Here is a 12,745-nt window from a genome sequence, read left to right as displayed (position 1 = left end):
TCGCTTAAAGAGACTCGTTCGAAAAACTATCGGTTTCTCGAGATCAGAAGAAATGCACGATAAGGTCATCGGCACCTTTATCGAACGAGAGTTTTACCATTAATCAACAGATTGGAGTCATGACCGGCAGATTTAGTAATGATATTCACCACACCATTAACCGCATTGCCTCCCCAAATCGTTCCACCGGGGCCTTTTAGTACTTCGATGCGTTCGATATCGGCAAGTATATAGTCAACATCGCTCCAATACGTGCCGCCATACACTGGGCTAAATAAGCTTCGTCCATCCATCATCACGAGCATTTTGTTATACAGCCCATCATGAAAGCCGCGCGTCGAAACAAACCACGAGGTCTCGTTAAACTTGGTCACTTTGAGGCCGGGTACTAGCGTCAGCACTTCAGCAATGGTTTTAGCCCCACTGCGTTGAATTCGCTCATTAGAAAGTACATAAACCGACGAGGGAATGTCGGTAAGTTTTTGTGTCACTTTGAAGCCGTTTCCATTTCAACATCTAACATAGACAACTCTTCAAGGCTCATCGACATGAGTTGGTCTAAAGAGTTTTCTTGAGCAACTACAAAAACAGGTGTCGTTAATGCTAGTCCTAAGCAAACCTGGCGCGATATCATGTGCTCACCTAATATACAGATAGATATTAATCCTTTAATCAATAGTTCAACTATATATGAAATGCCATACTGGTAAATTTTCGGTGTCGAAAGTTTGAGTCAGGTCATTGTTTATTTATGGCATTTATAAGACCGTCATTACTTACCTCAACGTAAAGGATTAGCACCACGTGACAACGAAGATTTTGCTTAATTGCGACATGGGAGAAAGTTTCGGCAATTGGAAGATGGGCGATGATGAGTCGGTCATGGAATGGGTCGATATGGCAAACATCGCTTGTGGCTTTCACGCGTCTGATCCGCACGTTATGTCCAAAACCATAAAACTGGCGCAGCACTATCACACTCAAATCGGTGCTCACCCTGGTTATCAAGATTTGGTTGGGTTTGGTCGCCGTTCTATTCCTCATACCATGGACGAGATCAGTGAACTGGTTTGTTATCAAGTCGGTGCACTACAAGCCCTTTGCCGATATCACCATGCATCTGTTGGCTATGTGAAACCTCATGGCGCCCTTTACAACGATATGATGGCGAACATTGATGTGTTTAATGCGGTAGCCCAAGCCGTCGCTGAATTTAACATCCCCTTAATGATCCTCTCTTCGTCAGACAATCAGCAGTATTTAGACATTGCTGACGATCATGACTTACCCCTCTTGTTTGAAGCGTTTGCCGACCGTGCATACTTGAATAATGGGCAGTTATCGCCGCGAACTCAAAAAGGCTCGGTTTACGTCAATCAAGACGACATCTACAACCAAGTCATGCAAATCATTAACTACGGTTCGGTCACGACCATTGAAGGTGAAAGACTGCCGATTGAAGCTGATACCATCTGTGTTCATGGTGATAACCCCCAATCCATCGCATTAATTAGAAAAATCAGACAAGACCTTAACGCTTTTAACTAGTATGGAGCGTGTGATTGGTATGGCACATGACCTTATCACTCGCCTAACCGAGCATCTAACCAATTGCTCGTAAGGTCTAATCGCTTTGTATTGGTTTAGACACGGAAGTGAGACACGCCAAATAAGCAAACAAACGTATGGAAACGAAATGACGACGAATCAAATTGAGTTCAATATAGCGCCAGTCGCGGAATGCAGCGTTTTGGTGACCTTGACGCTATCGCCTTCAAATAATCAATCTAGCGCCGAATATGCGCAGTACATGGCTCATTTTTCCGATGCTATTCGTCAACACTTAGCATCTATATTGATGAATGTGACACCGGCTTACCACACCATTCTGGTTGACTACTTACCTTATCGAATATCAGAACATCAGCTCATGGAACAACTCCACTCTTTGTTGAGTCATGCTATTTCGTCCTTCTCTAGTGTTAGTAACACGCGTAACACTATCGAGCTTCCCTCTTATTACTCACCAGAAACAGCACTCGATTTAGACCGATATCAAGACAAAGGCATCTCGCTGGATGAGATCATTCAACATCACACCTCACAAACATACAGCGTCAGTGCCATTGGGTTTACGCCTGGCTTTGCGTTTATGTCTGATGTGGTCAATGAACTTGCTTTGCCTCGTCATTCAACCCCACGCTTAAGTGTGCCGAAAGGCAGTATCGCCATCGCGGATACGAAAACGGCGGTGTATCCTTCGGACTCACCGGGCGGTTGGAATATTATTGGCAATTGCCCGCTCGCACTATTTGATCACAGCCAATTGAAGAACGCTGATACCACGCAAACGCCGCTGTCTCTGCTTAATGTTGGTGATACGGTCCGTTTCATCGCGATTTCAAAACAAGAATTTGTAGAGCTTAGGCTTATGGAGATTAGTGGAGATGTTGCTCATGGTTAATACAATAGCTAAACCAACACTAACAGTGATTAAACCTGGCCCGTTGAGTTTGATTCAAGACTTCGGACGATTTGGTGTCGCTCATCTTGGATTAACACAAGGTGGCCCTGTTGATGATTACTCGTATAGCTGGGCCAATCACCTGCTCGGAAACCCAGTCAACCAAGCGGCGTTGGAAATCACGCTTGGGCAATGTGCGTTACGAATCGATTTTGATTGCGAAATGGCGTTATGTGGTGGCGATTTACAAGCGAAGCTCGATGGCAAACCACAGTCGAACTGGCGTACTTTTCAAGCTTTCGCAGGGCAAGTTCTCTCATTTGGTTTACCTAAAAATGGTCTAAGGGCGTATTTAGCCGTTAAGGGTGGCTTCGATGTCCCATCAACTCTTGATAGCTGTTCTACGGTGACTCGTGAAAAGATTGGTGGATTAACGCAAGATGGAGAGCCATGTCAACAAGGGCAACAAATTGCGTTTACCCAACACAAACTCTCTCGCCCGTTTAAAGCGTTGAGTGTCACTTTCCGATACACGCCTAATTACAACCTACCAGTGAACCTGCGAGTGATTGAAGGCTATCAAAGCGAGCTGTTCTCCGAGTCAGCAAAAGAGACTTTGTATAACGCACAATATCACGTTGACCAAAATTCAAATCGCATGGGTTATCGACTGAGTGGTGAATCGGTTGATTCACCTTATATTTCGCTATTGTCAGAAGGCATTGCCTTGGGTGCGATTCAAATCCCCCAAGATGGGCAACCTATCGTGTTGCTTAATGACAGACAGACCATTGGTGGCTATCCGAAGATTGGATGTGTCGCCAGAGTCGATTTACCGCGCTTAGCACAAGCCAAACCGGGACATGAGGTCTCGTTTAGTAAAGGCGATCGCTTAGGATTACAAGATGTGTGGTGCCAATGGGCTCAGTTTTTCGGCTATTAGTTTTTACTCTGTAGCTATGTAGCTCTGTAGCTATGTAGTTATGTCGCAAAGAATCTAAGAATCCAAGAATCTTGAAAGAGTTAGCCAAGAAGATTTCGTTTAGAAGATGTAGTTCAGGCAATTGACAAGATACAGGCAGGCGTTGCAGTTAAAGGTTCGGCTTACCTGTCAAAGTAAGCCGAATTGAAGATGTTCAGCGTAGTCGATTATGACTGAGTATTAAGCGTGATCTTGGCCTGATACCTTTGCAAGGGCTTCTGGGTATCCACGTTCTTGTGTCAAATCTATCGCTCTATTCTCAATAGCATTTAGATTAAGTGACATTGTCACCGAGTGCGTATCTTCAATCGATACTGACTCTGCGACATCAAACCAATGCTCAGCGACCTTTTGTGCAGCCTCTAAGGTTGAGGAAGCTTTGACTACTTCAAGTCGAGCATAGCGATCACCACAGAATGAAACGTCTGAAGCTCTTAAGCTCGGATCGGTTCCCGGAATCTGCTGTGCACCGAACAGAGGCTTACCACCTACCAGTGCAGAGCTGAAACTTGGGATGAACTGAGACATATGCGTTATCGCAGCGCGAGTTCTTAATTCAAGCTGCTCTTCACTCCAACCTGATACGATTTTCTTAAGAAGCTTAGAAGGCAGCTGAGGCTGTGATGAATCTGTTGATGATGAAACAAGCCCACCCTCAAACAGAGTAATCCCTTCTGTCATACCGTGAAGTTGGAACACACCATCAGCGTAGGGCGTTAATTGCGCCATGCCTTGCGGTGTGCCTCTCGGGCCATGGAAGATAACCTCTGGCCACTCTTCCTTACATTCTTGCGAATACGGCCACTCTGTAACGTATGCGGCTTTGAACTCAACAAGCCTTTGTTGCTTAGAACCGACAAAGTCATCCACGATGCCCGTTTCAAAGCCACTTGCATTAATCAAGTAGTCGGTCGTTAAATGACAGCTTTGGTTCTCAGCGTCTGTATAAGTCAAAGACCAGCCTTGCTCTAACGATTCAACAGATTGTAATCGGCTGTTGGTTAATACTGAGCAATTCGATTGTTGCCCCAAAGACAGTTGAGCGGTTGCAGACAAGCGGAATACACTCCAGCCATACTCTTGAACCATAGCAACAGGATACTTAAGGGTTTCTAGATCCGTATGTTTAGCGAAAGGAATACACCAATCATCAAGCGATGTTGGTTTGAGAGGCTGTGTTTGGGTGGCAAGTGTTAATAACTCTTCTTTGCTGTACAGCTTGTAATAATCTTCCGGCTTACCAAGCACTTGGTTACTTTTATCTTGATTAACAAGTTCAGCATAAGCGTCCTTGATTATCTTTAGACGCGGAAGTAGATCCAACGGCTCTCCACCATCACTGTGTGGAACAGCGATAATTGTCGGACGAATATTGATCGTGTGGGGAAACAAGCGGACGGTATCAATTGACTGCGTGAGCAACTGAAGACACTGCTCTACAGAAATATCTCGATACAAATTGCCGCCAGCGTGCAGGTGGCAAATTGGTGGACCATTAACCAAACTCGGCCCTTTTTCCAAGATAGTGACCTTAAAACCCAACTCACTAAAGTGAATCGCGCTCGTTGTTCCGGCAATACCACCACCAACAATGGCAATAGAAGGCTGATTTGTATCCGTTTTGTTGTGGTTCATCGTGTTCTGTAGAATAAGATTAACTGCCGCTATTCTACTTTTGTTCTGCGATGAATTAAAACACATTTTTATCAAGGTCTTAGTTAAGTGGGATTTAATATCTATGTAAAAAACATAAATAATCTCTTGACTCAATAACTCCAGATAGAGTTTTAAAGGTTATTCTAACAGTCAAAATTGTCCTAAGTGACGCCACATAAAGGCTGCATCAGTACTCTTAAAACATAGATGTTAACTTATCCCTAAAGTTATCCACCGTTTTTGTGGATAACTGTTGATAACGTTCTTGCTAAGTTGCGCAAACCCTTTGTTTACAGGGACTAACCGCTGTTCATTAAATCGGCATTATTGTGCGATTAGTTTTAAAAAACACTAAAAAATTGGAAAATTAAGGTGCGATATTCGTTACTTGTGCTACGCATTGGTCAAATAAAAAACGGTCTAAAGCGACGCCTTATAAATAGTGCATGACTAAATATAAATAATGTCACTTTTAGACCGTTTTAAGCATTTGTGAGATCTCGCTAGAGACTAGCCAAAATCCTTGTTTACTGGTGCCAACAAACGTTTGATTAAGCTATTCACTACCGCGGCCAATGTGATAAACGTTAGCACGGGTAGCGCTATCCACAGCATTGGGTGGAGTGAAGGCTCTAACTCGAAGCCAAAGTTCATTACCCCTGCAACACTGAGCTCAGAACCCATCGCAGCAATAGAGCCAGCCACTAACGCCATTAACCCGTATTCACACCAAATAGTGTTGAGAATTCGCTTCTTACTCGCACCTAGAGTGCGATACAAACGTATCTCTTGTTGTCTTTGAGACAAGCTCAATCGCAACAGAGTAAAGATTAGCAACAACCCCGCTACCACACCCAAAGCCGCAAGTACGGTTATCGACCAAACAATCTGTTTGAGCAACTCTTGGATCTTGCTACCCATCTTACGAATATCCATCAAACTGACGGTTGGGTGATTTCGAGAGAGTTCGTTGAGCATCTGATTATGTTGTTCTTCTAGTCGGAAACTCACGAGCCAAGTAGAAGGAATAGAGCTCAAAACATCTGGCGTAAATATGAAGTAGAAATTCGGCTTCATTTCTCGCCACTCTACTTTTCGGATGCTGTTCACCTTGGCAGAGACATTCTGGCTGTTGATTGTGAACGATAACTCATCGCCAATCTTTAGACCCAGCTGCTCCGCGACATCGGATTCCACAGATACGCCCTGCTCTTGTGTCCAGCTGCCCTCTAACACTTCATTGTACTCAGGCAGGCTATCTCCCCAAGTGAAGTTGATTTCGCGGCTTAGTGCGTCTGTTTCTTCTGAGGTCTCGCTGTATTTTGCCGCCTCAACGCCGTTAATGGTTGTGAGTCTTCCTCGTATAATTGGAAACGCTTGAGTACGCTCTACTTCGTTTGCATCAATCGTCTCGAGATAACTGTCTTTCTCATAACTTGCAATGTTAAGGGCAAACGCATTGGGTGCGTTCTCTGGTAAGGTTTGCTGCCAATCTGACAGTAAATCACTCCTGACCAACCAGATGATAGACAGCAACATCAGTGAAAGCGCTAAAGAGCCAAATTGAATCCCAGTTGCTAATGGGGTGCGATTAATTCGACTCAATGCTAAACGCATAGACGTCGATGTCGGTAACTTGCCAACCAAACGCAGAACAAGCGTACTGACAATTGCGAGCACTAAGAACAGGCATGCGATACCCGCTAGAACTATCCATACCAACAGGTTATCGCCGTACATCAGCATCATTGGAATAATAGGCACCAGCAACAACAGGTATTTCTTGTAGCTTTCATTGGACTGATGACTTGATTGAATCACGCTGATTGCCGAGGTGTTGACCAAGCCAATTAACGGAATACCAAGAGCAGGCACACCAATGAGGATGCTTGATAAAATCGCCAAAATGACAGGTTCAATACCATAGCCAGGAAGTGGTGTTGGCAACAAATCACCCAATGGTATACGAAGTAAGAACTCTAAGCCGACCCCTATTGTAATTCCAAGTACAGCGCCGATGACCACTAACAGAGACACCTGTACAAACAACCATTTAATGATCCATTGCTTACTCGCACCTAAACTCTTAAGCATCGCAATGGTTTTACGGCGACTCGCAACATAATGTTGGCACGTAAGTACCAAAGTGGTCGCCGCCATGATCACAACGATAGCAACCGTTAGCGAAAGATATTGAGTCGTGCTTTCGAACATGTCGTTAGTGCGACTCGCAGAATCTTGCGTGCGCCAGCGATCGCTCGGTGTCAATTCTACGCTGTCTTGCGCGGCTTTCAGTTTTGTATCATCACCGTTTAGAAACAGCCTAAAGCTTACACGACTGCCCGGTTGAATTGCTCCAGTGGCCTCGATATCGCTGGTATGAATTAGCACGGCTGGCATTTGTTGGAATGGGTTAAAGCTCAAACCTGGCTCTTGGGTGATACGCCCTGTTATCGTTAAATCGGCATCGCCAATAGTGACATTGTCACCAATTTCAACCTCTAACTGTGCGAATATACGTTCATCTAACCAAAGTTCACCCGGCTTAACATGGTTACTTGATGCTTTATCAGCGCCCTCTAAGATCATTTCACCGCGTAATGGGTAATTACTTTCAACCGCTTTCACCGTCACTAACTGCATTGAGTTATCACTGAATGCCATGGTTGAAAAACGAGTCAACTGAGAGCTTTCTAACTGTTCAACCTGAGTGAGGTCTAACAAGGGTTGCGGGATGGGGTTTGCTGAGATAAACACGCTATCGGCAGTAAGCGCATCTTTGCCCTGCTTAACAATTACCTGCTCCATACGTTCGGCCAACGCCGACAATGCAAACACACAAGCAATAATAAGCGTTAAAGCGATTGAAACTGGCCACAACTGACCGTGTCGAATCTCTTCGACACTCCATGAGAACAGGCGTTTATTCAGTCCGTTTGATGAATTCAATTTAGACTTCCTCTATCTGACCGACATGCATCTTAAGTGTTCGTTGGCAACGTTGTGCGAGTTTAGGATCATGCGTCACTAGAACAAGCGTTGTGCCGTGGGATGAGTTCAACTCAAACAACAACTCGACAATTTTGGCTGCCGTTTGTTGATCTAGGTTGCCTGTGGGTTCGTCAGCAAAAAGGATTTTTGGCTTGATCATAAAAGCGCGAGCTAAAGCGACCCTTTGTTGTTCACCGCCTGATAGCTGAGATGGCAGGTGATCAAGTCTGTCTTTTAAGCCCACTGATTCAAGCAAAGCCGTCGCACGTTCGATGTCTTCGTCTTCACCTTTAAGTAAACAAGGAAGCGTGACATTTTGCAGCGCAGAAAGGCTTGGAATTAATAAGAAGCTTTGAAATACAAACCCTACCGATTCACTGCGGATCTTAGCCCTTGCCTCATCATCAAGCTGTGAAAGCGGCTGTCCTAATAAACTGATTTCGCCTTTAGTTGGCACATCAAGCCCTGCAAGCAACGTCATTAGGGTTGATTTGCCTGCGCCAGACGTGCCGACAATCGCGACAGTTTCACCTTCACGAATATCAATATCGACGTGCTCTAGGATTGTTAAATGTTCTTGATTAGTAGACACTGTCTTCGAAACAGCTTCTGCTTTAATGATGGATGTATGCATGACTCGACTAATTTCCTTTTTATTCTTTATTATATTTTCAACCGCTTCTTTGGCTCAAGATACCGAGTTAGATTCTAAGTTACTGGTACTTGGTGATAGCTTGAGTGCTGGTTATAACATGGACATCAAACAAAGTTGGCCAAGTCTATTGCCAAACGCATTAGCGAGGCATGACAAAACAGTTACCGTGGTTAACGGCAGTATTTCAGGTGACACAACCGGCAACGGGCTAGCTCGTTTACCACAATTGCTTGAAGAACATGCTCCAGACACTGTTCTTATCGAACTCGGTGCAAATGATGGTCTTCGTGGCTTCCCACCAAAACTGATGTCTGCAAACCTTGATCAAATCATTGAGCAGATAAAAGCTGCGGGCGCCAAGCCAATTATGATGCAGATTAAAATCCCACCGAATTACGGTAAGCGTTACAACCAGCAATTTGAATACGTTTTTGCAGCGCTTGCTGATCAACAAAATGTGCCGCTTTTGCCGTTTTTCCTAGAGCATATCATCCTTAAACCTGAGTGGATGATGAACGACGGACTGCATCCAAAACCAGAAGCTCAACCTTGGATCGCTGAATTCGTCGCCGAAGAATTATATCAGTATCTTTAAGTTTTAATGGTCTAGCTCAATAAATTTTACACAGCTTTACGTTAGCCTGAGTGCATATCACCGTTAACTGTAAGGTTATTTATGCTGATCGAACCTATTATCAAGGGTGTGGTAGCCAAAAGCGCTCACCCTCTTGGCTGTCAAGAAGCCGTAAAGCAACAAATCAAGTTTGTTAAGAGTGCGCCGCAAATCAAAGATGGCCCTAAACGAGTACTGATTATCGGCGCTTCCTCAGGCTTCGGCCTTGCCGCTCGTATTGCCGTGACCTTTGGCGGTGCAAAAGCTGACACCATCGGCGTCTCATTCGAGCGCGGTCCTAACGAAAAGTCCCTCGGTAGTGCTGGTTGGTACAACAACATCTACTTCAAGAAAGAAGCCGAACGAGAGCAACGCACTGCTATCAACATCGTTGGCGATGCATTTTCACAAGAAACACGTACACAAGTTGTCGAAGCCATTGAAACCTACTTCGAAGGTGAAGTGGATCTGATTATCTATAGCTTAGCGGCTGGCGTTCGACCTAAGCCAAATTCTGATGAGCTTTGGCGCTCCGCGATTAAGCCTATTGGTGAAAGCGTTACCGGCGCGACTATCTCACTAGAGCACGACAACTGGGTGACAAACACACTTGCTGCAGCGACGGAAGAAGAAGCCGAAAGCACACTCAAAGTCATGGGCGGTGAAGATTGGGAACAGTGGATAGATGAGCTCATCAACGCTGAATCCATTGCCCCTGGTTGTAAAACCATCGCATTTTCCTATGTTGGTCCAGAAGTTACGCACCCTATTTACTTAGACGGCACTTTGGGGCGCGCTAAAATAGACCTTCATCAAACCAGCCATGCGCTGAATCTTGAACTAGCAAACTTTGGCGGTAATGCCTACGCGACTGTGTGTAAGGCACTCGTCACCAAAGCCAGTGTATTCATTCCGGGATTAAGTCCTTACCTACTCGCTTTATATAAAGTGATGAAAGAGAAAGAGACGCACGAAGGCTGTATCCAACAAATGCAGCGTTTATTCAGCAGTAAACTGTATGGTCAATCAAAAGTCCCTCTGGACGGCGAACGCCTAATTCGGATGGATGAATGGGAACTCGATCCAGAAACCCAAGCTCATGTGACTGAGCTACTTGAAGCTATGGATGAAAACAACTTCCAAGCAATTGGCGACTATCAAGGATTCAAAGAAGAGTTTTTACAGTTGAACGGGTTTGCTCAACCGTCGGTAGACTATAAAGAGAAACTTAACACTGATGATTTTATAAAGTTAAAGCCTTAATCGAAACTTATCTCATTACTGAGACCCAGATTCACATTTGAAAACCTCTGCAAAATTGCAGAGGTTTTTTTGTGCAACATTTCTTATACTTAGTAAAAGTAAGATTCACAGTTTATTTGGTTCATCTTAATTAACACAGGATGTGTTGATGCATTTAGCATAATTGACTCGGAGTCATATGAAGAAGATAAAAACGATAGACTTAGATATCCCTGACGATATGGCCTCCAGTTGGCAGAATATTGTCGACCTCTTGGCTCAAATCACTGAAGTTCCCGCCGCACTTATCATGCGCGTTCACACCAACTACATTGAAGTTTTCTCTACCAGCCGCAGTGAGGATAACCCTTACAACAAAGGCGATTCTGAGACCTTAGGAAATGGGCTTTACTGCGAAACGGTGATGGAATCTCAGCAACAGCTTGTGGTGCCCAATGCGCTTGCCGATCCTGATTGGGAAAACAACCCCGATACAAAGCTTGGCTTAATCTCTTATTGTGGCATTCCGCTGTTTTGGCCTAACGGCGAATTGTTCGGTACTATTTGTATCTTGGACTCGAAAGAAAACCACTACACACCTACCTATATCAAGCTATTAGAAAGCTTTCGTACCTCGATAGAGTCCCAGCTTAAAACCTTGTTTCAGCACGCTAAGCTCACCCAAATGAATCGTGACTTAAAGAACCGGGTTTACACTCGCACTAAAGATCTCGCAAGCCTCAATTATTCTTTAAACCAAGAGATCGATAAGCGAAGAGCGGCTGAACAAAAGATAAACTTCCAAAAGAATCATGACATCGGCACCGGTTTTTTGAACCGAACCGCATTCGAGTCTCGCCTAAATAACAAACTATCGTCACAACAAAGGCTGACGGACAGTTCATTTGCGGTTATTCATATAGGGTTTACGAATGGAAGGCGCATACAGGCTCGATATGGCTATGACGCGTTAGACCAAGTGCTGGTTGAATACCGAAAACGTATCGACAGTATCTCTGATATCGAGGTACTAACTGCACGCCCTACTTCTATCGATCTCGTACTGGCGTTCAGCGTAAAAGATTTGCACCAACGCCTAGAAGAACTTTGCCAGACGCTCGTTAAAGTCGGCCATTCAGAGTTCGATATCGACAGTGACAAAGTGCATTTGCATGCCTTTATCGGGATTGCGATTACTGATAACGAAGACGATGCGGAAAGCATTCTCCAGAAATCATCAGAAGCCATGCTCGCCTGTAAAGATTCCGGGCAAAAATTCGCTTACTACTCTCAATCTCATACTGAACAACAAAGTCACATCAATAAGATCGAAGGTTATTTGCTTCAAGCTGTCCGTAACGATGACCTCATGCTCTACTTTCAACCTAAGGTATGTCCATTAACGCATCGTTGGGTTGGTGCTGAAGCCCTACTACGTTGGCGCCATCCAGTATTAGGTGATATCTCCAACGAAACCTTGATACATATGGCCGAGCAAAACGGCTTGATTTTCGAAGTCGGAAGCTTTGTTCTGCGTAATGCGATTGAAAAAGCGAAAGAGTGGTCCGAATACGTTGAAGATTTCAAGATGGCTGTGAATGTGTCTGCAATTCAACTCAAGAATGTGCACTTTGCGGAACAAGTGGTTCACCTACTCGAAACCTATCACCTAGAACCCCACTTCTTGGAACTTGAAGTGACAGAAAGTGGTCTGATTGCCGATGAGGTTGTCGCTAAGAACACCTTAGAATCACTGCATGACATTGGCGTTACATTGTCACTGGATGACTTTGGGACGGGCTACGCCTCTTTCAGTTATCTCAAGAAATTTCCGTTCGACACGATTAAAATTGATAAGAGCTTCATCGATCAGATGCTTAACTCACAGGAAGACTCGGAAATCGTTCGTTCTATTGTCCAAATCGCGAAGAAGCTCGACCTAAAAGTCACAATTGAAGGCATAGAATCGGAAGTTCAGGAGCAATTTATCATCAACGAGGGCTGCGATGTGGGCCAAGGTTACCTTTATGGGCGCCCAATGCCGAGCCAAGAATTCGAACACAGTTTAATCAATCAAAACTATTTGGGGACAACCCGTTACGCTTAAAGCGAAAAAGAGCAGTTTGTTTTGGATTTAGGCCT

General features: G+C 44.5%; 10 protein-coding genes and 1 pseudogene. 7 read left to right on the top strand and 4 right to left on the bottom strand.

Translation table 11 applies throughout. The annotated features are described in order from the left end of the window. Window positions 1-103, top strand: a 103-nt coding sequence (locus H5300_RS08895; RefSeq protein ID WP_220503464.1) for an IS1 family transposase, incomplete at its 5' end; no start/stop codon positions are given. Here H5300_RS08895 and H5300_RS08890 read toward each other — a convergent pair. Next, window positions 96-634, bottom strand: a pseudogene (locus tag H5300_RS08890) (TonB-dependent receptor plug domain-containing protein); the annotation flags it as partial. The gene H5300_RS08895 and the pseudogene H5300_RS08890 overlap by 8 nt on opposite strands. Window positions 635-804: 170 nt before the next feature. Between H5300_RS08890 and H5300_RS08885 the strand changes: the two are divergent. The 3 genes from H5300_RS08885 to H5300_RS08875 all read left to right on the top strand — a co-directional run bounded on the left by H5300_RS08885 (window position 805) and on the right by H5300_RS08875 (window position 3,407). Continuing rightward, complete coding sequence (locus tag H5300_RS08885; RefSeq protein WP_017064591.1) at window positions 805-1,548, top strand: 5-oxoprolinase subunit PxpA; 744 nt, start codon at window positions 805-807, stop codon at window positions 1,546-1,548. A gap of 148 nt (window positions 1,549-1,696) precedes the next feature. Then, a complete protein-coding gene (locus H5300_RS08880; protein WP_182795802.1) occupies window positions 1,697-2,464 on the top strand; it encodes an allophanate hydrolase subunit 1 in 768 nt (255 codons plus the stop codon). After that, on the top strand, window positions 2,457-3,407 hold the full coding sequence (locus H5300_RS08875; protein ID WP_405055136.1) for a biotin-dependent carboxyltransferase family protein: 951 nt from the start codon (window positions 2,457-2,459) through the stop codon (window positions 3,405-3,407). Before H5300_RS08880 ends, H5300_RS08875 begins: the two co-directional genes overlap by 8 nt. A 219-nt stretch (window positions 3,408-3,626) precedes the next feature. Here H5300_RS08875 and H5300_RS08870 read toward each other — a convergent pair whose 3' ends face one another. From H5300_RS08870 to H5300_RS08860, 3 genes are all read right to left on the bottom strand, one after another. Further along, window positions 3,627-5,081, bottom strand: coding sequence for an FAD-dependent oxidoreductase (locus H5300_RS08870; protein ID WP_182795801.1), 1,455 nt, complete (start codon window positions 5,079-5,081; stop codon window positions 3,627-3,629). 531 nt (window positions 5,082-5,612) lie between these two features. Then, window positions 5,613-8,051 (bottom strand): ABC transporter permease, encoded by a 2,439-nt coding sequence (locus H5300_RS08865; protein ID WP_182795800.1) that lies wholly within the window; start codon window positions 8,049-8,051, stop codon window positions 5,613-5,615. A gap of 1 nt (window position 8,052) precedes the next feature. Then, window positions 8,053-8,727 (bottom strand): ABC transporter ATP-binding protein, encoded by a 675-nt coding sequence (locus H5300_RS08860; protein WP_004730959.1) that lies wholly within the window; start codon window positions 8,725-8,727, stop codon window positions 8,053-8,055. Between H5300_RS08860 and H5300_RS08855 the strand changes: the two genes are divergently transcribed. The 3 genes from H5300_RS08855 (at window position 8,726) to H5300_RS08845 (ending at window position 12,710) form a co-directional block, all read left to right on the top strand. Beyond that, a complete protein-coding gene (locus H5300_RS08855) occupies window positions 8,726-9,343 on the top strand; it encodes an arylesterase (protein ID WP_182795799.1) in 618 nt (205 codons plus the stop codon). The genes H5300_RS08860 and H5300_RS08855 overlap by 2 nt on opposite strands. A gap of 81 nt (window positions 9,344-9,424) precedes the next feature. Next, window positions 9,425-10,624, top strand: coding sequence for an enoyl-ACP reductase FabV (gene fabV / locus H5300_RS08850; protein ID WP_017089214.1), 1,200 nt, complete (start codon window positions 9,425-9,427; stop codon window positions 10,622-10,624). Between the two features lie 178 nt (window positions 10,625-10,802). Continuing rightward, window positions 10,803-12,710 (top strand): EAL domain-containing protein, encoded by a 1,908-nt coding sequence (locus H5300_RS08845; RefSeq protein ID WP_054541091.1) that lies wholly within the window; start codon window positions 10,803-10,805, stop codon window positions 12,708-12,710. Window positions 12,711-12,745 lie beyond the last annotated feature (35 nt).

This window comes from Vibrio sp. SG41-7 (genome assembly GCF_014164465.1).
GTDB lineage: Bacteria > Pseudomonadota > Gammaproteobacteria > Enterobacterales > Vibrionaceae > Vibrio > Vibrio splendidus.
This window is presented reverse-complemented; position numbering and strand designations above follow the sequence as displayed.

Excerpts from the sequence above, each read along its gene's own strand:
- H5300_RS08875 (WP_405055136.1), top strand. The coding sequence starts at position 2,457 with ATGGTTAATACAATAGCTAAACCAACACTAACAGTGATTAAACCTGGC.
- H5300_RS08855 (WP_182795799.1), top strand. The coding sequence starts at position 8,726 with ATGACTCGACTAATTTCCTTTTTATTCTTTATTATATTTTCAACCGCT.
- fabV (WP_017089214.1), top strand. The coding sequence starts at position 9,425 with ATGCTGATCGAACCTATTATCAAGGGTGTGGTAGCCAAAAGCGCTCAC.
- H5300_RS08880 (WP_182795802.1), top strand. The coding sequence starts at position 1,697 with ATGACGACGAATCAAATTGAGTTCAATATAGCGCCAGTCGCGGAATGC.
- H5300_RS08870 (WP_182795801.1), bottom strand. The coding sequence starts at position 5,081 with ATGAACCACAACAAAACGGATACAAATCAGCCTTCTATTGCCATTGTT.
- H5300_RS08860 (WP_004730959.1), bottom strand. The coding sequence starts at position 8,727 with ATGCATACATCCATCATTAAAGCAGAAGCTGTTTCGAAGACAGTGTCT.
- H5300_RS08845 (WP_054541091.1), top strand. The coding sequence starts at position 10,803 with ATGAAGAAGATAAAAACGATAGACTTAGATATCCCTGACGATATGGCC.